At 70.4% G+C, this 21,621-nt stretch carries 21 protein-coding genes; 6 read left to right on the forward strand and 15 right to left on the reverse strand.

What is annotated here, in order from left to right; all coding sequences use genetic code 11:
* Nucleotides 1–24: 24 nt before the first annotated feature.
* The 5 genes from AC25YV_RS05490 to xylA form a co-directional block, all read right to left on the reverse strand.
* Complete coding sequence (locus AC25YV_RS05490) at nt 25–510, reverse strand: glutaminase (protein ID WP_488122821.1); 486 nt, start codon at nt 508–510, stop codon at nt 25–27.
* The gene (locus AC25YV_RS05495; RefSeq protein ID WP_488122822.1) at nt 507–1,706 is read right to left on the reverse strand and encodes a cation:proton antiporter; all 1,200 of its coding nucleotides are present in this window, start codon (nt 1,704–1,706) and stop codon (nt 507–509) included. Before AC25YV_RS05495 ends, AC25YV_RS05490 begins: the two co-directional genes overlap by 4 nt.
* Before the next feature lie 111 nt (nt 1,707–1,817).
* A complete protein-coding gene (locus tag AC25YV_RS05500; protein ID WP_488122823.1) occupies nt 1,818–2,636 on the reverse strand; it encodes a transposase in 819 nt (272 codons plus the stop codon).
* A 41-nt stretch (nt 2,637–2,677) separates the two neighbouring features.
* Entirely contained in the window at nt 2,678–3,988 is a 1,311-nt protein-coding gene (locus AC25YV_RS05505) for a xylulokinase (RefSeq protein WP_488122824.1), read from the reverse strand.
* Nucleotides 3,989–3,995: 7 nt separating this feature from the next.
* On the reverse strand, nt 3,996–5,186 hold the full coding sequence (gene xylA / locus AC25YV_RS05510) for a xylose isomerase (RefSeq protein WP_488122825.1): 1,191 nt from the start codon (nt 5,184–5,186) through the stop codon (nt 3,996–3,998).
* 127 nt (nt 5,187–5,313) lie between these two features.
* On the opposite strand from xylA, the gene AC25YV_RS05515 reads away from it, so the two are divergent.
* A complete protein-coding gene (locus AC25YV_RS05515; protein WP_488122826.1) occupies nt 5,314–6,318 on the forward strand; it encodes a LacI family DNA-binding transcriptional regulator in 1,005 nt (334 codons plus the stop codon).
* A gap of 1 nt (nt 6,319) precedes the next feature.
* On the opposite strand, the gene AC25YV_RS05520 is transcribed toward AC25YV_RS05515, so the two are convergent.
* From AC25YV_RS05520 to AC25YV_RS05535, 4 genes are read right to left on the reverse strand one after another with little or no spacing between them, the layout of a single operon-like run.
* The gene (locus tag AC25YV_RS05520) at nt 6,320–8,707 is read right to left on the reverse strand and encodes a beta-xylosidase/alpha-l-arabinosidase (protein WP_488122827.1); all 2,388 of its coding nucleotides are present in this window, start codon (nt 8,705–8,707) and stop codon (nt 6,320–6,322) included.
* Nucleotides 8,704–9,594, reverse strand: coding sequence for a carbohydrate ABC transporter permease (locus tag AC25YV_RS05525; protein ID WP_488122828.1), 891 nt, complete (start codon nt 9,592–9,594; stop codon nt 8,704–8,706). Before AC25YV_RS05525 ends, AC25YV_RS05520 begins: the two co-directional genes overlap by 4 nt.
* Nucleotides 9,591–10,589 (reverse strand): carbohydrate ABC transporter permease, encoded by a 999-nt coding sequence (locus tag AC25YV_RS05530; RefSeq protein WP_488122829.1) that lies wholly within the window; start codon nt 10,587–10,589, stop codon nt 9,591–9,593. Before AC25YV_RS05530 ends, AC25YV_RS05525 begins: the two co-directional genes overlap by 4 nt.
* 3 nt (nt 10,590–10,592) lie before the next feature.
* Nucleotides 10,593–11,873 carry an ABC transporter substrate-binding protein gene (locus tag AC25YV_RS05535; RefSeq protein ID WP_488122830.1) on the reverse strand — a complete coding sequence of 427 codons (1,281 nt, stop codon included), beginning with the start codon at nt 11,871–11,873 and terminating at the stop codon, nt 10,593–10,595.
* A gap of 150 nt (nt 11,874–12,023) precedes the next feature.
* On the opposite strand from AC25YV_RS05535, the gene AC25YV_RS05540 reads away from it, so the two are divergent.
* Nucleotides 12,024–13,190 carry an ROK family protein gene (locus tag AC25YV_RS05540; protein ID WP_488122831.1) on the forward strand — a complete coding sequence of 389 codons (1,167 nt, stop codon included), beginning with the start codon at nt 12,024–12,026 and terminating at the stop codon, nt 13,188–13,190.
* 130 nt (nt 13,191–13,320) lie between these two features.
* Nucleotides 13,321–14,724, forward strand: coding sequence for an aspartate aminotransferase family protein (locus AC25YV_RS05545; RefSeq protein ID WP_488122832.1), 1,404 nt, complete (start codon nt 13,321–13,323; stop codon nt 14,722–14,724).
* Between the two features lie 24 nt (nt 14,725–14,748).
* On the opposite strand, the gene AC25YV_RS05550 is transcribed toward AC25YV_RS05545, so the two are convergent.
* A complete protein-coding gene (locus AC25YV_RS05550) occupies nt 14,749–15,909 on the reverse strand; it encodes a cystathionine gamma-synthase (RefSeq protein WP_488122833.1) in 1,161 nt (386 codons plus the stop codon).
* Nucleotides 15,906–16,910 carry a PLP-dependent cysteine synthase family protein gene (locus tag AC25YV_RS05555; protein ID WP_488122834.1) on the reverse strand — a complete coding sequence of 335 codons (1,005 nt, stop codon included), beginning with the start codon at nt 16,908–16,910 and terminating at the stop codon, nt 15,906–15,908. Before AC25YV_RS05555 ends, AC25YV_RS05550 begins: the two co-directional genes overlap by 4 nt.
* Before the next feature lie 229 nt (nt 16,911–17,139).
* Here AC25YV_RS05555 and AC25YV_RS05560 point away from each other — a divergent pair, with 229 nt between their 5' ends.
* A complete protein-coding gene (locus AC25YV_RS05560) occupies nt 17,140–17,604 on the forward strand; it encodes a CinA family protein (RefSeq protein ID WP_488122835.1) in 465 nt (154 codons plus the stop codon).
* A 3-nt stretch (nt 17,605–17,607) separates the two neighbouring features.
* On the opposite strand, the gene AC25YV_RS05565 is transcribed toward AC25YV_RS05560, so the two are convergent.
* The 3 genes from AC25YV_RS05565 to AC25YV_RS05575 all read right to left on the reverse strand — a co-directional run bounded on the left by AC25YV_RS05565 (nt 17,608) and on the right by AC25YV_RS05575 (nt 19,178).
* Nucleotides 17,608–18,489 carry an SDR family oxidoreductase gene (locus AC25YV_RS05565; RefSeq protein ID WP_488122836.1) on the reverse strand — a complete coding sequence of 294 codons (882 nt, stop codon included), beginning with the start codon at nt 18,487–18,489 and terminating at the stop codon, nt 17,608–17,610.
* A 67-nt stretch (nt 18,490–18,556) separates the two neighbouring features.
* Complete coding sequence (locus tag AC25YV_RS05570) at nt 18,557–18,877, reverse strand: DUF7882 family protein (RefSeq protein ID WP_488122837.1); 321 nt, start codon at nt 18,875–18,877, stop codon at nt 18,557–18,559.
* A gap of 25 nt (nt 18,878–18,902) precedes the next feature.
* On the reverse strand, nt 18,903–19,178 hold the full coding sequence (locus AC25YV_RS05575) for a hypothetical protein (RefSeq protein ID WP_488122838.1): 276 nt from the start codon (nt 19,176–19,178) through the stop codon (nt 18,903–18,905).
* A gap of 160 nt (nt 19,179–19,338) precedes the next feature.
* Here AC25YV_RS05575 and AC25YV_RS05580 point away from each other — a divergent pair, with 160 nt between their 5' ends.
* Nucleotides 19,339–19,671 (forward strand): DUF7882 family protein, encoded by a 333-nt coding sequence (locus AC25YV_RS05580; protein WP_488122839.1) that lies wholly within the window; start codon nt 19,339–19,341, stop codon nt 19,669–19,671.
* 109 nt (nt 19,672–19,780) lie between these two features.
* Nucleotides 19,781–20,827: a zinc-dependent alcohol dehydrogenase family protein gene (locus tag AC25YV_RS05585; protein WP_488122840.1), complete on the forward strand. Its 1,047-nt coding sequence runs from the start codon at nt 19,781–19,783 to the stop codon at nt 20,825–20,827.
* Nucleotides 20,828–20,867: 40 nt separating this feature from the next.
* On the opposite strand, the gene AC25YV_RS05590 is transcribed toward AC25YV_RS05585, so the two are convergent.
* Nucleotides 20,868–21,392, reverse strand: coding sequence for a hypothetical protein (locus AC25YV_RS05590; RefSeq protein WP_488122841.1), 525 nt, complete (start codon nt 21,390–21,392; stop codon nt 20,868–20,870).
* Between the last annotated feature and the right edge of the window lie 229 nt (nt 21,393–21,621).

Here is a 21,621-nt window from a genome sequence, read left to right on the forward strand (position 1 = left end):
CAGGGGCTTGACACGTGGGCGGACTCAGGCTTCAGGTGTGCCCTCGAGCAGCAGTGCGACGCGGTCATCGAGGTATCCCTGCAGCGGCGCATAGCCGCCCGAGGCGCTCCATTTCACGCTCGGCACACCGTCGATGAGCGTGAGGGGGCCGGATGCCGCCCCGGCATCGACGGCGTCGGGATCCAGCATCCGCCATCCGAGGTGCACGGTCGCCCCCTCGGCGAATCCTCCGCGGCGGGCGGCCGCGGCCAGGGCCGCCCGGCGTCGCTGCGCCTCGGCCGTGAAACCGCGGCGCACCTCTTGGCGTGACCGAAGGATGTCGCCCACGGCATATACCGCGTCCTCGGACAGCAGCAGCACGCCCACGCGCCATGCCGACCCGCGCGGCACGATCCGCGGCGCCCGAGCGACCCCGAGGATGCGGCGCGGCTGGACCAGTTCGCCGAGCCCTTCGCGCGGAACCCCCGCGAGCCGTCGACGCGCGTCGCCGAGGATCGCCGCGACGCTCACGCTGGCGCCTCGACTGTAGCGACCGCCGCCACGGACGGCGCGCGACGCAGCGCCATGGCAACGAGGGGGAAGACGAGCACCGAGAGCATGCCCGCGCCGACGAGCACCGAGGCAGCGGCTGACGTGAGCACACCCTCGGCGACCCCGATCGCCGTGACCGCCACGATGATCGGCAGGCCCGTCGCCCCGAGGAGCCCGACGGCGACGCGGTCGCGCCGAGACGACCCGCGGGGAGCGGCGAACATCGATGGGATGCCGCGGACCACCAGGAGCACGAGCGCGGTGGCCGGCACGGCGGCCATGAGCAGGGGCTGGGCGAGCAGGGCGTCGAGGTCGAAAGTGACGCCGGTGTAGATGAAGAAGATCGGGATGAGGAATCCGAAGGCGACGCCCTCGACCTTGCTCTCGACCGCCTCGCGGTCGGCGGGCTCGGCATCGCGCATCATGAGGCGCCACACGATGCCCGCGGCGAAGGCGCCGAGGAGCATGTCGAGGTCGAGCGCGATGCTCAGAACCACGAGGGCTGCGAGCACGAGGAAGACGAGGCGGATCGCGAACTGCCCCGAGGTGTGCAGGGTGGCGTTGACGGCACGGTGCATCGCGCCGACGGGCACACGGAATGCGAGCCAGATCGCCGCGCCGGCCACGACGGCGAAAAGCGCGAGGATCACGGTGGAAAGCCCCGGGTCGCGTCCTCCGAGGAAGATCGAGATGGCGATGAGGGGCCCGAACTCGCCGACCGCTCCGACGGCTCCGACGGCGCGGCCGAACGGCGTCCGCAGCTCGCCAGCGTCGCGCAGGATCGGCAGGATCGTGCCGAGGGCGGTGGAGCACAGGGCCACTCCGATAATGACGGCGGCTTCACCCGGGGCGATGAGCCAGCCGAGCGCGACCCCGGCCGTGAGGCTCACGAGCCAGCCGACACCGGCGGTGCGGCCTCCGCGGCCCCGGAACGAGGCGACATCGATCTCGGTCCCCGCGACGAAGAACAGCATCGCGACACCGAACTGCGCGAGGGTGTCGACGAGCTCCGAAGGCTGGGCCCAGCCGAGCAGGCTCGGACCGACCGCGATGCCGAGGAGAAGCTCGAACACGACGATCGGGATACTCACCCAGCGGTGCAGGCCCCGCGCGAGGATCGGCGCCAGCACCGCGAGTAGGGGGATAACCAGCAGCGTCGCCTCGAGGTCGTTCACGGCATCACATTAGCGATGCCCCGGGCGCTCCGACGAGGGGAAGCGATCGCGGCGACGAAGCTGCGCGTACGCGTCACGCCGGCGGGGCCTGCGGGCAGGGGCCACGGAGCGTCAGTCCGGGTCGAGTCCATCGTGCGCAGCGGCGGCATTCTTCGCCGCCGCGCGGGCCCGTTCGGCAGCGGCGGCGTGCTCGGCGTCGCGCTGGCGCAGCTGTTCGCCGGCGGCCTCGGCGTCGGCTTCGAGCCGTTGCAGATCGGTGCGCAGATCCTCGATGCGCTCGGCCAGGTGGCCCACGCGCTCCTGTGCTTTCTCGCGCTGCGCGTCGGCGCGGCGGAGCTCTCGCTCGGCCTCACTCGCGAGCCGATCGGCCTCGCGCGCGGCCTTCGCCGCGGCCTTGCGGGCTCGGCGCTCGGCGAGGTCGTCGCGGGGCGCCGGTTGCGGGATGCCCGCGAGGGAGCCGCCGACGGCTTCGGCGAGGTCGTCGATCGCCCCGGCCTCGAGCGGCTTCACGAGTCGTCCGGTCAGAACAGCCGAGGCGGCGCCCGCATCCATGATCGCGGCGTTGATGGTCTTCTGGACGTCCTCGCGCGCGGCGGCGCTGATGTCGGCCCCGGTCTGCTCGGCGAGCCGGGCGGCTTCATCGGTGAGGGCGGCCACGAGCGCGCGGCGCTGACGGCCGAGTTTCGCGAGCTCCGCAGCGTCGAGGTCCTCCTGCGCGTCGCGCAGCGCCGTGGACAGCTCGACGGCCTCGGCGAGTCGGCCGTCGCGTACGAGCAGATTGACCGCCCATGCGGCAACGGTGGGTTTGCGCAGTGCTTTGACCGCGCCCGCGTGCGGCCCGGTCGCGCGCGCGTTGCGCGCCGCCGTGAACTCCCCCGGTGGCAGCACGTACAGCTCCGCCGCGATGTCGTCGACGCCGTCGGATGCCACGATGCCATTGTGCCGCCCGTTCACTGAAGCGGCGACGTGGTTCACGGACCGGGTGGCCGAGGCACGGACGACAGCACGGAGGCCGCCTGCCGTGCGGCTCCCAGGGCGACATACTCGCCCGGCGGGGGCACCTCGACGGGCAGCCCGAACACGAGCGGCGCGATGCGGCGCACGGCCTCTGACTGCGCCCCTCCCCCCGTGAGCAGGGCGCGCTCGAGCGGAACGCCCAGCCCGCGCAGTGCATCCAGTCCCGCGGCGAGTCCGCCGAGCATGCCCTCGACGCCCGCACGAGCGAGGTTCTCGCGCGTCGTCGAGGCGAGCGTCATCCCGGTCAGCGACGCCGTCGCATCGGGCAGGTTCGGGGTTCGCTCGCCCTCGAAGTACGGTGCGAGGGCGAGCCCGCCCGCACCGGCCGGGGCCGCCAGAGCAAGCCGTGACAGTTCGGCGTGGTCGACACCGAGGAGTCGGCCGATCACGTCGAGCACCCGCGCGGCGTTGAGGGTCGCCACGAGCGGCAGGAACCGCCCCGTCGCATCCGCGAACCCTGCCACCGTGCCCGTCGGATCGACCGTGCGCCGATCACTCACGGCGAAGACAGTCCCCGACGTGCCGATCGAAACGACGACGTCGCCGGGGCCGGCCCCGAGGCCGAGGGCCGCACCGGCGTTGTCTCCCGCGCCGGGGCCGACACGGCGTCCGGCCTCGTCGAGGACCCATTCGTCAGGGCCGAGGATGCGGGGCAGCACGGCATCGTGGCCGAGCGCCGCGACGAGCAGTTCGCGGTCGTAGTCGCCCGTCTCGGGGTTCCAGTAGCCCGTGCCCGAGGCGTCGGAGCGGTCGGTCACGAGCTCGCCGAAGTCGGGGTCGTGCGGGCCGAACCCGCGCAGGCGCCAGGTGAGCCAGTCGTGCGGAAGCGCAACGGCGGCGACCCGCGCCGCGTGGGCGGGCTCGTGGTCCCGCAACCATCGGAGCTTCGTGATCGTGAAGGATGCCACCGGCACGAGTCCCGTCCGCCGGGCGAGGGCCTCGGCGCCGAACTCGGCGATGAGCTCGGCGGCGGCACCCGCCGACCGGGTGTCGTTCCACAGCAGCGCGTCGCGGATCACCCGACCGTCAGCGTCTAGCGCCACCATGCCGTGCTGCTGCCCGCCGATCGCCCACGCCGCGACCTCGTCCATCCCTCCCGCCTCGGCGATCGCCGCCTGCAGGGCGGTCCACCATGCCTCGGGATCGACCGACGTGCCGTCCGGATGCGCCGCACGGCCCTGCGCCGCCGGCTGCCGGGTCGCGGCATCCATCATCGTGACCTTGCACGACTGCGTCGACGAGTCGACGCCCATCACGACCGCCATCGGCGGGTCAGGGGCGAGCGCCCAGAAGGTGCTCGGTCGCCAGCTGCTGCAGCCGCACGAACCCGAAGCCCCGCCCGCCGAAATAGGCAGCCGTGTCGAACTCCTCATAGGCCGAGCGATCGGCGAGGAGGTCGTCGTAGGTCTCGCCCTCGCCGAGCGTCGGCACCGCGAGCTCGGGCACGCGCGAGGCTGCGAGCGCCTCTTGCACGTCGGGGTCGGCGCGGAACGCGGCGGCGCGCTCTTTCAGCAGAAGGTACGTGCGCATGTTCGCCGCGGCCGACTCCCACACACCGGTCTCATCTTCGGTGCGTGAGGGCTTGTAGTCGAAGTGGCGCGGGCCGTCGTAGGCGGGCCCGCCGCCGGGACCGCCGTTCTCGAGCAGGTCCACGAGGGCGAACGCGTTGTGCAGGTCGCCGTGGCCGAAGACGAGGTCCTGGTCGTACTTGATGCCGCGCTGGCCGTTCAGATCGATGTGGAAGAGCTTGCCGTGGTACAGCGCCTGGGCGATGCCCGCGGCGAAGTTGAGCCCCGCCATCTGCTCGTGGCCCACTTCGGGATTGACGCCGAACAGCTCGGGGCGATCGAGCGAATCGATGAACGCCAGGGCGTGCCCCAGCGTGGGCAGCAGAATGTCACCGCGCGGCTCGTTCGGCTTCGGTTCGATCGCGAAGCGGATGTCGTATCCCTTGTCGACGACGTACTGGCCGAGCAGGTTGACGGCCTCGCGATAGCGCTCGAGCGCGGCGCGGACGTCCTTCGACGAGTCGTACTCGGCGCCCTCGCGCCCGCCCCACATGACGAACGTCTTCGCGCCCAGCTCGGCGCCGAGGTCGAGCTGGCGCAGGACCTTGCGCAGGGCATACCGCCGCACGCCCCGATCGTTCGAGGTGAACCCGCCGTCCTTGAACACCGGCGGCGAGAAGAGATTCGTCGTCACCATCGGCACGATCAGGCCCGTGTCGGCCAGAGCGCGGGCGAGACGGTCGATCTGCACCTGACGCTCGGCATCGGTCGAGCCGAAGGCGAAGAGGTCGTCGTCGTGGAAGGTCAGCCCGTAGGCGCCGAGTTCGGCGAGCTTCTCGACGACGTGCACGACGTCGAGGGCGGGGCGGGTCGGTCCGCCGAAGGGATCGGAGCCGTTGTATCCCACGGTCCACAGGCCGAAGGAGAACTTGTCATCGCGAGTAGGGGTGGTCATGGTTCTCCTGCGTCGGTGAAGGAATTGTTGCCCCTGGCAACCTATAGCACCTCGGATGCCGCGTCCAGGGGTCGGAGGCAGGTTTTCTCGACCGCGCTTCCGAGAGTTTCGACGCTACGATCGACGCATGTCCAGCACCCGCCGCGTGACGCTCGCCGCGATCGCCGCCGAGGCCGGCGTCTCTCTCGCGACGATGTCAAAGGTGCTCAACGGGCGGTCCGATGTGGCTCCAGAGACGCGCGCCCGTCTCGAGGATCACCTCGCGCGGCACGGCTACACCCGACGGGGCACGCGCCGGCACAACGACGTCGTCGAACTCGTCTTCCACGAGCTCGAGCCGAGCTGGTCCATGGAGGTCATCGAGGGCGTCGAGGGCGTCGCGCACGCCGCGGGACTGTCCGTCGTCCTCACCGTCAGCGGCGACCGACACACGCCCGGCGCGGCCTGGATCGACGGAGTGCTGCGCCGGCGCCCGGTCGGGGTCGTTCTGGTGTTCTCGGACATCCAGCCCGAGCATCGCGACAAGCTGCGCTCGCGTGGCATCCCGTTCGTCATCGTCGACCCCGCCGGCGATCCCTCACCCGACGTGCCGTCGGTGGGCTCGGCGAACTGGTCGGGCGGGCTCATGGCGACGCGCCACCTCATCGAGCTCGGACATCGACGTATCGCCGCGATCACCGGGCCCGAAGACATGATGTGCTCACTCGCGCGCGTGGACGGCTACCGTTCGGCGATGAACGCCGCCGGGCTGCCCATCGACCCGGGACTCATCCGCTACGGCGACTTCCACCCCGCGGGCGGCGAACGCCGCGCGCGGGAGCTCCTCGCCCTGCCCGATCCCCCGACGGCGATCTTCGCCGGCAGCGACCTGCAGGCGCTGGGGGCAATCGCCGCCGGCTCGGCCGCCGGACTGCGGGTGCCCGAGGATCTCTCGGTCGTCGGCTACGATGACATCGCGCTCGCGCGGTGGATGAGCCCCCAGCTGACGACCGTGCATCAGCCTCTCAAGCGCATGGGCGAGGAGGCCACGCGACTCGCGCTGCGCCTGGCCGACGGCGCGACGCCCGAGACGCTGCGCATGGACCTCGCGACCCACCTCGTCGTGCGCGGCAGCACGGCTCCGCCGCGCTGACTCAGGCGGACGCCACCGAGACCGCCGCGTGCAGGGCGCGCGTGTGGTCCACGACCCTCGACTCGCCCGTGATGCGCGCCGTTCGCGTCGCGACGATGTCGGCGCTCGATCGCCCGAACCCGAGCACGATCTCTCCCGGCTCGACGATCCGACGCCCGTCGACGCCCGTGAACGAGGCGAGGTCTGCGGGCACATCGAATGTCACGCGCGCGTGCTCACCCGGCCCGAGCTCGACGCGCGCGTACGAGATGAGCCGCTGCACGGGTCGCACGACCGAGGCGACGGGATCATGCAGGTACAGCTGCACGACGTCCGCCGCGGTGCACTCGCCGTCGTTGGACACCTCGATCTCGGCTCGAACCGTTCCGTCCGCGCGGATCTCGGTGGGCGGCGCCTCGAGCGCCGTCCAGGTGAGCTGCGAGAAGCCCAGCCCGTGTCCGAATGCGTATGCCGGCGAGGGGTCGATGTTCGACACCTCGGTGGCGCGGGCGAGCGTCGAGGCGAGGTAGGTCGAGGGCTGCGCACCCGGATTCTTCGGCACACTCACCGGCAAGCGCCCGGACGGGTTCACCCGGCCACTGAGCACTCCGGCCACCGCGCCGGTCCCCTCCTCCCCCGCGAAGAACGTCTGCACGATCGCCGCCGCCCGTTCGGGCGCCGAGCCCAGGGCATACGGACGCCCCGCGAGGAGCACGACGACCGTCGGCACGCCCGTGTCGAGCACGGCCTCCAGCAACTGTGCCTGGGCCCCCGGCAGATTGAGGTCGGCCGCGTCGCACCCCTCGCCGCTCGTGCCGCGGCCGAACAGGCCCGCACGGTCGCCCAGGGCGACCACGACGACGTCCGCGCCGGCGGCCGCTTCGAGGGCGGCGGCGAACCCGTCGGTCTCGCCCCCGTCGATCGTCGTCGCCGCGACGTGCGTGATCTCCGCGTCGGCGAACTCCGAGCCGAGCGATTCGCGCAGCGTCGGCAGCGTGATGCCGACGGGGTGCTCCGGATGCCGCACCCCGACGTGCGCCGGGAACGAATAGCAGCCGAGCACGGCGTAGGGGTCGTCGGCGACGGGACCCACCACCGCGATCCGTCGCGGCGCGGCAAGCGGCAGCGCCCCGTCGTTGCGCAGCAGCACGACGGCCCGTTCGGCGATCCGGCGCGCCAGGTCACGGTTGGCGGGCGGGTCGAGGTCGATACTTCCGCGCACTCGCGCGACGGCCTCGGTATCGGCGGATGCGGCGGCGTCGAGCTCGCTGGCGAGCGCCGGCGGCACGGGCGACCAGTCGGGATCCAGCAGGCCGAGCTCGATCTTCTGGCGCAGCACGCGGCGCAATGCGCGGTCAATGAGCTCCTGCGCGACCGCGCCCGACTCGACGGCGCGCACGAGATCGGCTCCGAAGGTCTTCACGGTGGGCAGCTCGACATCGATCCCCGCGGCGAGCGCGAGGGCCGCGGCATCCGTCCAGGTCTCAGCGACGCCGTGCAGCTGGCGCAGGAACGCGATCGAGAAGTAGTCGGCGACGAGCGTGCCCTCGAATCCCCAGGTGTCGCGCAGGAGTCCCGTGAGCAGGCCCGCATCGGCCGCCGTGGCGACGCCGTCGAGGTCGGTGTAGGAGTTCATGACCGAGCGCACGCCCGATTCGCGCAGCGCCATCTCGAACGGCGGCAGCAGCACGTCGCAGAGCTCACGCGCGCCGACGGACACCGGCGCGAGATTGCGACCGCCCTTGGAGGCGGAGTACCCCACGAAGTGCTTGAGGGTCGCGACGACACCGGCCGACTCCACCCCCTGCACGTACGCGGTCGCGATCGTCCCGACGAGGTACGGGTCTTCGCCGATCGTCTCTTCGACGCGACCCCAGCGCGCGTCGCGCACGACATCGAGCACGGGGGCGAGGCCCTGGTGCACGCCGACCGAGCGCATGTCCCGGCCGATGCGCTGCCCCATCTCGCGCACGAGGTCGGGATCGAAGGTCGCACCCCAGCTGAGCGGCACGGGGTACGCCGTCGCCCCCCACGTCGCGAAGCCGGCGAGGCACTCCTCGTGGGCGAGGGCGGGAAGACCGAACCTGTTGGCCGCCGCAATGCGCTGCTGCGCGCGGGCCAGCGACAGCGCGCCGGTCGCGGCGTCCACCGGCGCGGTCCCGAACGGCCGCGTGAGCTGACCGAGGCCCGACGGCAGCAAGTCATCGAGATCGACACGGTCGTCCATGTCGTGCTGGTGGGGTGCCACGTCTTCGCCATCGGCAGAGGCCCCCACCCACACGCCGTACAGCTGGGCGACCTTCTCGGCGACGGTCATGCGCTCGACGAGGGACTCGACGCGCTTGTGGGTCGAGAGTGTCGCGTCGCGCCAGGGCGCGGTATCGGTCATCTGCTGATCGGACACGGTCATCCCTTCACGGCTCCCGTCAGGCCGCCCACGATGCGCTTCTGCGCGAGGAGGAAGAACACCAGAGCGGGCACCATGGCGAGCGACGTGTAGGCCAGCACGGCACCGGTGTCGGTCGAGTACTGCGTCGAGAACTGCGTGAGGCCCAGCGGCAGGGGCCACAGTTCTTGCGGCAGGCTCCCCGTCGAGATGACCAGAAGAGGCAGCAGATAGCCGTTCCAGCTCGCGACGAAGGCGAGGATGCCCACCGTGATGAGACCCGGCTTGGCCAGCGGCAGCAGGATGCGCCAGAAGAACCCCAGCCGGGATGCCCCGTCGATCATGGCGGCCTCTTCGAGCTCATCCGGAATCGCGCGCAGGAACGGCACGAGGATGATGATCGTCGTCGGCAACGCGAACGCGATCCCCGGGATGATGACGCCGAGGTACGTTCCGTGCAGGCCGAGCGTGCGCAGCAGCAGGGTGAGCGGCAGGGCGGCGACGGTCAGGGGGAACATCAGTCCTGCGGCGAAGAACGTGTACAGCCCCTGACGGCCGCGGAAGTCGTAGCGCGCGATCACGAAGGCCGCCATGATGCCGGCGATCACGACGCCCACCGTCGTCGCGACGGCGAGCACCGTGCTGGCGAAGACGTTTCCCCAGAATCGGCCCGAGCCGAGCACCGCGATCCAGTTCTGCAGTGTGAACGGGTCGGGCAGTCCCGCCGGATCCGCGTTGAGGTCGGCGGTCGTGCGGAAGCCGCCGATGAAGACGTAGAGGACAGGGCCGATCGCGATCGCCGCGACGACGAGGGCGACGAGATAGACGAACGGCTGCCCGAAATCGAACTTGCGGCCCGCGGGGGCGGACGGCGCTGCGTCACCCGTGACGATCGTGCTCGTGGCGGTCATCCGCGCACTCCTCTTGTGACGGCGCCGGCGAGGTCACGACGCAACGCGAACCGCTGATAGACGAGGGCGATGACCAGCGAGATGACGAACAGGATCACCGCGATGGCGCTTCCGTAACCGGGCTGGCCGCCGAACTGGCCCTGCTGCACCATGTAGGTCGCCATCGTCTCGGTCGCAATGCGACGCACGGCGGGGGCGACGGTGACCCACACCATGTCGAAGACCTGTAGCGAGCCGATGATCGACAGGAACGCCCAGATCCGGATGGTGGGGCCCAGCAGCGGCAGCGTGATGTGCCGTTGGATCTGCCACCAGCTCGCTCCGTCGATCTGGGCGGCTTCGGCGAGCTCGTCGGGGATGCCCTGGAGCCCGGCGAGGAAGAGCAGGATCGCGAACCCGATGTACTTCCAGGTGAGGATGAGGAAGATCGTCCACAGCGCGATCTCGGGGTCGGCCAGCCAGTTGCGAGAGAGGTCGCCGAGGCCCATCGACTCGAGTGAGGCGTTGACGGCGCCACTGGGCTGCAGCAGCAGCTTGAACGAGAGCCCCGCGATGACCTCGGCCAGGACATAGGGCACGAAGATCAGCAGGCGGAAGACCGTGCGCCCGCGCAGCCGACGATTGAGCAGCAGAGCGATGCCGATCGCGAGGGGCCCCTGCACGAGGAGTGACATCGCGACGATGAAGAACGTGTTGCCGATGGCCCGCTGGAACTCGGGCGTCGTGAGCGCACGGATGTAGTTGTCCAGGCCGATGAAACGGTCCGGGTCCGCCAGATGCTCCCAGCGGAATGCGGCCGGCAGGTTGTACAGGCTGTAGACCGCCGCGAGGACGACGGGAAGGATGACGAAGCCCACGAACAGCACGAGCGCGGGGGCCACGAAGAGCATGACCTCGAGGCGCGTGCGCCCCGAGCGGCGGCGACGAACGGGTCGCACCGGTGCGGGGCCCGGGCCCGCGGTGACCACGGGCCCGGGTGTCGTGAGTGTCGCCATGGTCTAGCGGGTCGCCGCGGCGTCCTGCATGCGGGTGACGATGTCCTCCGCCGACCCGGCGCCGGCGAAGAGATTGACGATCCCCTCGTTCATGGCATTGCCGACGGTTGTGCCCATCGCCGTGTCGAGCCAGATCTGCACGAAGGATGCATCGGCGAGGCCGGCCGCGACACGCGTGAGGTTCTCGTCTTCGAGCGAGGCCTGGGCCGCGGAGATCGTCGGGATGCCCGAGCCGCTCTCGGCGAAGCGCTGCTGCACGTCTTCGCTCATGATGTAGGCCAGCAGGTCGGCGCACTCCGGCGGAGCATCTTTCGAGCAGCCGAAGCCGTCGCCGCCGCCGAGTGCGGCCGTGGGGTCGCCCGGCGCGCCGGCGATGCCGGGAACGGGGAACCACCCCAGGAACGCCGGCACCTGCTTGTCGGGGGTGAGCCCGCCGATCTCGCCCGAGTTCCAGTGACCCATGAGCTCCATCGCGGCTTGACCGTTCGCCACGAGACCGGCGGAACTGCCCGCGCCCTGCTGGGCGGGCGTGCCGAGGAAGCCGTCCTGGAACGGCTCGATCGCGATGAAGTCCTGCAGCTGCTCGCCCGCCTCGACCCAGCACGGGTCGCTGAAGTCGAACTCCTCGACGCCGGCGTTCAGCGTCTCGGGCGAGCAGGACTTCAGCGCGAACTGGTACCACCAGTGCGCTGCCGGCCAGCCGTCGCCCGCGCCGACGGCGATCGGCGTGACGCCCGATTCGCGCAGGTCCGCCACGGCGTCGACGAGGTCATCGAACGTCTCGGGAACCTCGACACCCGCCTCGTCGAACATGTCCGTGTTGTACCAGAAGCCTTCGATGCCGAAGGTGAACGGAAGCCCGTAGGTCGTGCCGCCCACCTGCCAGGGGTTCGCGGTCGCTCCGACCGCGGTGATCGTTTCGGGGATGAGGTCGTCGAGCGGCATGAGGTATCCGTTCTCGACCTGGTCCCGCAGCTCACCGCCGGGCCACACCTGAAAGAGGTCGGGCGGGTCGCCCGCTGCGAGGGCGTTGGGGATCAGCGTGCGCTGCAGCTCTTCGTTCTGGTATCCGGTCTGCTCGACCTTCACGCCGGGGTTTGCGTCCTCGAACTCCGCCGCGACGGCCTCCCACACCGCTGGCAGAGGACCGGAGGTCGCGTTGTGCCACCACGTGATGGTGACATCTTCTGCGTCGCCGCCGTCCGCTTCGCCGCCGTCGCCGCCGCCGCATCCCGCGAGCGCGGCTGCGAGGCCGACGGCGGTCATTCCGGCGAGAACGCGCATTGACCTGCGTGTGTTCATCATCGAACCTCTCGAAAGTTTCGACAGCTATGTCGAAAGTGATCTTGTGAGGCCAGATTACGACCGGAGGGATTTGAGGTCAAGAGCAACAAATAGAACTTCCTCCCCTCCCGCGGCCCCTACAGTGAGGGAGTGAGCGATCCCTCCTCGGCCGGTGAAGGTGTGCGCCAGCGCAATCTCGCGCGCGTGCTGCGCCTCGTGCACATCGAGGGCCCGCTCTCGCGCGCGGCGCTCACCGAGGCCACGGGCCTGAACCGATCCACCATCGCCGACCTCGTGGGCGAATTGACGCGTGGTGCCCTCGTCGACGAGCGGGCACCCGACCCGTCACGTCGTGTAGGGCGCCCGTCGCCGGTCGTCGCCGCCGACCCCCGGGTCGTCGCGATCGCCGTCAACCCCGAGGTCGACGCCCTCACGATCGGCGTCGTGGGCCTGGACCGAGGCATGCGGCTGCGCGAGCGCATCGAGATCGACCATCTACTCACCCCCGCCGAGACGGCCCGGCTCGTGGCCGAACGGATCACCGGCTGGCGCGGGACCGCGCTCTCGCAGGCACGAATCGCGGGCATCGGTCTCGCCGTGCCGGGGCTCGTCCGCGCCGCCGACGGGCTCGTGCGCAACGCCCCCCACCTGGGCTGGACCGATGAACCCCTCGGCAGCATCGTCGCCGAGGCGACGGGACTGCCGACCGTCGTCGGCAACGACGCCAGCCTCGGCGTGCTCGCCGAGCACCTGTTCGGCGCCGCGCGCGGTGTGGACGACGTCGTCTATCTCAACGGCGGGGCGAGCGGAATCGGCGGCGGCCTCATCATCGGCGGGATGCCGGTGCCCGGCGCAGGCGGCTACGCCGGCGAGTTCGGGCAGAACCGCCCCGGGATCGGTGCCGACGCCGACCGCAGAGCACGAGACGGCGTGCTCGAAGACGAAGTCAGCCAGACCCTGCTGCGCGAAGCGCTCGGCCTCGCGTCGGCCGACGACACGACGCTGGCGGCCGCACTCGCGGCATCGGTCGCTCCCGCCGTGGCGACCGAGGCTGCACGGCAGCGACGCATCCTCGCGACGGCCCTGGCGAACGCCGTGAACGTGCTAAATCCCTCGGTCGTGGTGCTCGGCGGCTTCCTCGCGGCCCTCGCCGAGCTCGATCTCGACGGGCTCCGCGACGCCGTCGCCGCCCAGGCACTGCCGGCGACGATGGAAGATCTCGACCTGCGCGTCGCCGCCCTGGCGGAAGACCGCCTGCTGACCGGCGCGGCCGAGCTCGCCTTCGCCGATCTGCTGCGCGCCCCCGTCTCGCGCTGACCCGCCCCTCCCGCAAGACGGCCCCGGCGGCAGACACACCGGCGGACGACACGCGGGAACCGGACGGATCGACGCTGACCTGCCGAAGGCGCGGGAGTATCGTCGGAGCCACCCGACGGAAGGCCCGCTCATGTCGACGACGACCGAACGCCACGCCCGCACCGAAGCAGAACTGCAGCAGATGGCCAAGGACCACCTGTGGATGCACTTCGCCCGACAGTCCGTCATGACGGATGGCCCGGGCGTGCCCATCATCGTCAAGGGCGAGGGCCACCACATCTGGGATTCCCGGGGCAAGCGGTACATCGACGGGCTCGCGGGCCTGTTCGTCGTCAACGCCGGGCATGGTCGCAAGCGCATCGCGGCCGCCGCAGCGAAGCAGGCCGAAGAGCTCGCCTTCTTCCCCCTCTGGTCCTACGCCCATCCCGCCGCGATCGAGCTCGCCGACCGCATCGCCGATCACGCTCCCGGAGACCTGAACCACGTCTTCTTCTCGACGGGCGGCGGCGAGGCCGTCGAGACGGCCTTCAAGCTCGCGAAGTACTACTGGAAGATCCAGGGCAAGCCCGCCAAGCACAAGGTCATCTCACGCTCGGTCGCCTATCACGGCACGCCGCAGGGCGCCCTCGCGATCACCGGCATCCCCGCCATGAAAGAGATGTTCGAACCGGTCACCCCCGGCGGCTTCCGCGTGCCGAACACGAACTTCTACCGCGCCGCCGACATGGGCGCCCCGACCGGCAGCCTCGAGGAGTTCGGCGTCTGGGCTGCCGACCGGATCGAGGAGATGATCCAGTTCGAAGGGCCCGACACCGTGGCGGCGGTCTTCCTCGAGCCGGTGCAGAACTCGGGCGGATGCTTCCCCCCGCCGCCCGGCTACTTCCAGCGGGTCCGCGAGATCTGCGATCGCTACGACGTCCTGCTCGTCTCAGACGAGGTCATCTGCGCCTTCGGCCGCATCGGCCACATGTTCGCGTGCGACGCCTACGGGTACCAGCCCGACATGATCACCTTCGCGAAGGGGGTCACGAGCGGATACTCGCCGCTCGGCGGCACCGTCGTGAGCGACCGCATCTACGAGCCGTTCGCGCACGGCGACCGCGCGTTCTACCACGGGTACACGTTCGGCGGGCACCCTGTCTCCGCCGCCGTCGCGCTCGAGAACCTCGACGTGTTCGACGAGGAAGGACTCCTCGAGCGCGTGCGGGAGTACTCCCCCGTGTTCCGCTCGACCCTCGAGAAGCTCACCGATCTGCCGATCGTGGGCGACGTGCGCGGGGACGGATACTTCTTCGGCATCGAACTCGTGAAGGACAAGCAGACGAAGCAGACCTTCGACGAAGACGAGTCCGAGCGGCTGCTGCGCGGATTCCTGTCGAAGGCCCTCTTCGATGCCGGGCTCTATTGCCGCGCCGACGACCGCGGCGACCCCGTCATCCAGCTCGCCCCGCCGCTCACGGTCGGGCCACCCGAGTTCGACGAGATCGAGCAGATCCTGCGCAGTGTGCTCTCCGAGGCGTGGACGCGCCTGTGACGTGACGGCGTCGACCGCGTCGGATCAGACCAGGTCTAGCGCCCCATCGAGATCGGCGATCAGGTCGTCGATCGACTCGATGCCCACCGACAGGCGCACGAGGTCCTCCGGCACGGCGAGCTCGGTGCCGCGCACCGAGGCGTGAGTCATGGCGTCGGGGTAGTTCATGAGCGACTCGACGCCGCCGAGCGATTCGGCGAGCGTGAACAGGCGCGTCGACTCGGCGAAGCGGCGAGCGGTCGCCGCTTCGCCGAGCTGCAGCGACACGATGCCGCCGAAACCGGACATCTGACGCGCGGCGATGTCGTGCCCGGGGTGCGAAGCGAGGCCGGGGTAGTGCACACGGGCGACCTTGGGGTGCGCGGCGAGGTGCTCGGCGATCGCCTGGGCGTTCTCGCCGTGGCGCTGCATCCGGACGGCGAGGGTCTTGATGCCGCGCGTCGTGAGCCAGGCATCCATCGGCCCCGACACCGCACCGGCGGCGAACTGCACGAACTGCACCTCGTCGGCGACGGCCTGATCAGCGAAGACGAGTGCCCCGCCGACGACGTCGGAGTGCCCGCCGATGTACTTCGTCGTCGAGTGCACGACGACATCGGCACCGAGGTACAGGGGCTGCTGCAGCGCGGGCGAAGCGAAGGTGTTGTCGACCACGACGAGGGCGCCCGCCGCGTGCCCGAGCCGAGCCAGCTCGCTGACGTCGCTGATCTTCAGCAGCGGGTTGCTCGGCGTCTCGACCCACAGGATGCGCGCGGGCCGCTCGGCGAGCGCCGCTTCGACGGCAGCCAGGTCACTCATCTCGACGACGCGCACGCCGACGCCCCATGCGCCGAAGATACGGGCGATCAGGCGGTAGGTGCCGCCGTAGACGTCGTTACCGAGGAGCACCTCGTCGCCGGGCTTGAGGATGGCGCGCAGCAGGGCGTCTTCGGCGGCGAGACCCGACGCGAACGACAGAGCGCGCGGCCCGCCCTCGAGCGCAGCGAGCTGCGTCTCGAGCGCCGTGCGGGTGGGATTGGCGGCGCGACCGTATTCGTAGCCGCCGCGCAGCCCGCCGATGCCGTCCTGGGCGTACGTCGTCGAGAAGTGCAGCGGGGGGATGACCGCGCCCGTGGCCTCGTCGAACGCCTGACCGGCGTGCACGGCACGCGTCGCGAACCCGGGGTTGTCGGTGTGGTCGGTCATGCGGATTCTCCTTCGGAGGGTGAAGCGTCGGTGGGGGTCGAGGCGGTCACAACGAAACCGCGCTCGCGCATCCAGTCGTCGTCGAAGACCTTGCTGAGGTAGCCGCGCCCATGGTCGGGAAGCAGCACCACCACGACGGCGTCGGCGGGCAGGTCGCGCGCGACGCGCAGCGCGCCGACGACCGCCATGCCGCTTGAGCCGCCGACGAACAGGCCTTCTTCGCGCACGAGGCGGCGGGTCATCGCGAACGCCTCGGCGTCGTCGACGCGCTCGATCTCGTGCGCGACGGTCGTGTCGTAGGTTTCCGGCCAGAAGTCCTCGCCGACGCCCTCGATGAGGTAGCCGTGCAGCGGTCCACCCGAGTAGATCGACCCCGCGGGGTCGACTCCGACGATGCGCACGGCGTCATCGGAGACATCGCGCAGGTAACGCCCCGTGCCCGAGATCGTGCCGCCTGTTCCGATGCCGGCGACGAAATGCGTCACCCGCCGTTCGGTGTCGCGCCAGATCTCGGGACCCGTCGTCTCGTAGTGGCCGCGCGGGCCGTTCTGGTTGGCGAACTGGTTGGGCTTGAAGGCGCCGGGGATCTCACGCGCGAGCCGGTCCGAGACGCTGTAGTACGAGCGGGGGTCCTCGGGCGGCACGTTCGTCTCGGTCACGACGACTTCGGCCCCGTATGCGCGAAGCACGGCGACCTTCTCACCGTCGAACTTGTCGGGCACGACGAAGACCATGCGGTACCCGCGTTCGAGGGCGACGAGTGCGAGACCGACGCCGGTGTTGCCGCTCGTCGGCTCGACGATGGTTCCGCCGGGGCGAAGGTGCCCGTCTCGCTCGGCCGCGTCGATGATGTTGCGGGCGATGCGGTCTTTGGCCGAACCGCCGGGGTTGAAGTACTCGACCTTGGCGAGCACGGTCGCGGCGATCCCGTCGGTGACACGGGAGAGCTGAACGAGGGGGGTGTTGCCGACGAGGTCGGCGACGCTGCGGGCGTATCGCACGGGTGTGTTCCTCGGTTGAGCGCGGGATGCGCGGCTGATGGGGTCGACTGAGGCGAGCGCGAAGCGCTCAGCGACAACAGCGACAGGTCAGCACGCCACCCACGGTACCCCACTCCGAGGCTCGGGTGCCGAGTATGTCGGACAAGCACGGCGCGGCTCGTTTCGGAATGGGCTTGCCAGCGGCATCCGCCTCGCGATAGTCACGAAGGACGCGTAAAGAAGGAGAAGGATGCCTCACATCGATCACCTCTCGACCCTCGCCCACGAGAAGGGGCTCACGATCGCTGTCGCCGAATCGCTCACAAGCGGCAAGCTCGCGAGCACGGTCGGGGCGGGCGAGAACGCCTCGGAGTGGTTCACGGGAGGGGTCGTGGCGTACTTCACCTCGGTCAAAGAGTCCGTGCTCGGCCTCGAACCGGGCACCGATCCGTGCTCGGACGCGTGCGCCGAGCAGCTGGCGCGCGGGGTGCGCGATCTCATGGATGCCGACATCGGCGTGTCGACGACGGGGGTGGGTGGTCCCGACCCCGACGGGGGGCATCCTCCCGGAACCGTGCACATCGGCTGGGCCACGCGCGAGAGCGTCGGCAGCATCGAGCTGCGGTTCGAGGGCGACCCGCCCGCCGTGCTCGCGGCGACGGTCGACCGCGCGGTCGAGGCGCTCACACGGCTCGCCGCCGGTGAGCGCCCCTGACCGTCACAGCGGTTTGCCGCCCGTCACGGGCAGGACGGCGCCCGAGACGAACGACGCCTCCTCGGATGCGAGATACACGTACGCGCCCGCGAGTTCGGCGGGCTGACCCGCGCGCCCGAGGGGCGTGTCCTGCCCGAACGACGCGAGCCGGTCGGCATCCCACCCGGTCGCCGGGATGAGCGGCGTCCAGATCGGTCCCGGCGCGACGGCGTTGACCCGCACGCCCTTCGGCCCGAGTTCCTCGGCGAGCGCTTTGACGAAGGCCACCTGCGCCGCCTTCGTCATGGCGTAGTCGATGAGCGACGGCGACGGCGAGAACGCCTGAATCGACGACGTCACGATGATCGAGGCTCCCGGCGCGAGGTGCGGCACCGCCGCGCGGGCGGTGAACATCATGCCGTAGAGGTTGGTTCGGAAGACCCGGTCGAGCTCTGCCGTCTCCAGCGACGCGAGGCTCTCGCGGTCCTTCTGGTACCCCGCGTTGAGCACAAGGATGTCGAGGCCTCCGAGGGCGCCGATCGTGTCGTCGACGAGGGATGTCGCGAACGCCTCGTCGCGGATATCGCCGGCGAGGCTCGTGCCGGTCCGCCCCTCGGCGGTGATCAGCCGGACGGTCTCGTCGCCGTCCTTCTGCTCTTCCGGAAGGTGCGACACCGCGACGTCGGCCCCTTCACGGGCGAACGCGATCGCGACGGCGCGGCCGATTCCGGAGTCACCACCGGTGATGAGCGCACGCCGCCCCTGCAGGCGACCCGATCCGCGGTAGGACCTCTCACCGTGGTCCGGCTCGGGGGTCGTCTCGTCGGTCAGACCCGGCTGCTCTTGCTCTTGATCGGGAAAGCCGTCGGCGCGGTGCTTGTCGCGGGGGTCGTTCATGGATGCCATGGGATCTCCTTTCGCGGAGTCCTCAGGCTAGATGCGGCCTTCAGGGGACAGCATCCCCTTGACAGGCCTACTCCTCTGTGGCGAGGGGCTCTTCTTCGGCGGGTTCGGGCATGATGCTCAGCCCGTTGGGACCGCTCGCCGACTTCATCAGCTCCTCGACCCAGTGCCGGTTGATGCGCGGCTGGCGCGTTCCGTAGAACTGGATCTGCAGCGGGACCGACGGATGGATCCAGAAGCTGCGTCGACCGGTGCCGTCGTTGAGTTCGACATCGAACATGAACGGCTCCGACCGGCGGAGCTTGTTCATGATGACGATCCGGAGATGCGCAAGCGTGCGGTCCTCGAGTTCGATCGAGTTGCCCGCTGTATCGTAAATGAACCTGCCCACGTCGGACAGCCTACCCCGCGTGGGGTCAGCGGTAGTCCGACAGGCGCCGCTCGATATCGGCGACCGCTTCAGCGACCCCGTCGAGCCCCGCAGGCATCACATCCGGGGCGTCGATCACGACGAGATGCGTGCTCGGCCCGAGGACCACGGCAGCCGTCGCTGCGCGCCCTTCGACGAGGGCGGGAAAGCGGACGGTGTCGGAACGGTGGAATTCATTCAGCACCGTCATGTATTCCAGGGCGGCATCGGCGACTGCATCCGTCGTCAAGAAGCGCGTGCCGTTGATCAGCAGGTCTTTCATGCGCGCTCACCTCGGTGGTCTCACATTGCGGATCCGTGTGACCCGGAATCGGTCAGAACAGCGTGACATCGCAGCAGGTGTGGCGCACCCCGTTGACGCAATCCAGGGGGTTTGGTACTTGAGGCGAGCCCCGCGTGCGCCCGCCCGGTACGCTGAAGTCGTGGGCACGATCTATTACGGCGGTTCTGAGCCGATTGACATCGAAGACCGTGCGCTGTCGCACTTGAAAATCGTCATCGCGACGAAGCTGCGGCGCGGCGAGAGCTTCACCCTGTCGTGGAAGCATCCCGACGACCAGCCCGGTGGGCGTTCGACTCTCTGGCTGCACCCGTCGATCCCGTTGCGATTCACGTTCGACGAAGCCGAGGCGCCTGAACTCAGCCGCGAGTGGCTCGAAGAGCTCGCCAGCTCGGCCCACTCGTCGGGCGGCATCATGCTCGTTGCGGAGCACTTCGACACCGCCGCCGTCGAGATCCCCGAGACGGCGCAGTAGGCGCCAGAGCCCCAGCAGCTGCACCGTCGCGGCGACGGCGATCTCGGCGTCCGCTCCCGCCGGGACGGTCGGCTAGTGTGGCTCCGGCCGCCGTCCCCTGGAGTCCCCCGTGCCTGATCGCCCCTCGATGTCGGCCGTCGTCTATGACGCCACCGCCACGCTCCCCCGCGTCGCGACCGTCGCCCGACCCACCTGTCCACCCGACGGCGTGCTCGTGCGGGTCGGTGCCACCGGAGTGTGCCGATCGGACTGGCATGCCTGGCAAGGTCACGACCCGGTGGCGCTGCCGCACATCCCCGGTCACGAGTTCGCGGGCACGCTCGCCGAAGTGGGAGCGGACGTACGCCATTGGCGCGTCGGAGACCGGGTCACCGCGCCGTTCGTGTGCGGATGCGGGGAGTGCGAAACCTGCCGCAGCGGTGACGCGCACGTCTGCCCCGCACAGACTCAGCCAGGGTTCACCCACGCGGGGTCCCACGCCGAGTACGTGGTGGTCCACGCCGCCGACACGAATCTCGTCGGCCTGCCCGACTCGGTCGATTTCGCCACGGCGGCCGCTCTCGGCTGCCGCTTCGCGACGGCGTTCCGTGCCGCGACGACACACGGCCAGGTCGCTGCGGGCGACGAAGTGGTGATCTTCGGCTGCGGCGGAGTCGGGCTCTCTGCGGTCATGATCTGCGCGGCGCTCGGGGCTCGTGTCACCGCGGTCGATGTGTCCGAGGCCGCTCTCACGCACGCTGCCGAACTCGGCGCGACGACGACGATCCGCTCCTCGGACCCGGTCGAGCAGGTGCTCCAGGCCACGCGCGGGGGCGCGCACGTCACGATCGACGCGCTCGGGTCGCCCGCGACCTCGACGGCGGCCGTTCTGTCATTGCGGCGTCGCGGACGACACGTGCAGATCGGCCTCATGCTGGGCGACGACGCGCGGGCATCTCTGCCCTGGGACCGCGTCATCGCCTGGGAGCTCTCGGTCTTCGGCTCGCACGGCATGCCCGCGGCGGACTATCCGGCGATGATCGAGATGGTCGCCGATGGGCGACTGCGGCCCGACCTGCTGATCGGCACCCGCACCGACCTCGCGGGAGCGGGCGCGGCGCTCGTCGCGATGAACGGCCCCGGCACCGGCTCGGGCATCGTCGTCGCCATCCCGTGACACCGGCGGGGCCGGACGTCCCCTGCGCGAGGCGTCGACCTCAGCTCTCGGGCCGCAGCGTCACCACGGCACGCGCCGGGTAGACGAGGTCGGCTGTGCCGTCTTCACCGACGGTGAGCGTGTAGTCACCGATGCGCACGACGCCGTGGCGACGCGCCTCCGGATTCGGCTCGAGCAGACTCTCGCCGCCGAAGAGGTCGCGCAGTTCGATCGTCGTCTGGGGGTTGCGCCGCCGCGGCACCTGCGAGCGCTTGCCCACGAGGTAGTGCAGGCGCGGATCGTCGCGCATGTCGAAGCGGGACCGATTGACGCGTCTCGACTTGCCCTCGCGCGCGGTCAGAGTGCTCTCGCTGCCCGTGACCCGCCATGCGCCGACGATCGTGTCGACGGCGACCGAGACGAGCACGCGTACTCGATCGGCCTTCGCGCGCTCCATCGCCCACGCGGTGCCGGCGGCATCCAGCCGCCAGACCTCCTCGGGCTGCGGCTGCTGCTCGCTGTGCGCCCGAGACGGCCAGACGAACAACACGAGGTCGGTCGGGTGGAAGAAGTCCTGCTTGAACATGTGGATGCTCCTCGCACGGCGGCACGATCGCCTCGCACACGCATTTCGGTCGCGAAGGACACGTCCGGCTCCGATCCGCCGGGCGGGAGATCGATTGTGTCGGTCGCGTCGGTGGATCGGACGGCGAAGACCACGGTCGGTGGCACGGCGCGAGTCACGATGTCGGCGATGATGCCCCACCTGCGGTGATCGCGCAACGGTTCGCGGGCGCGGCGTGCGCGTGCGGTAT

The organism is Microbacterium sp. Y832, assembly GCF_057669765.1.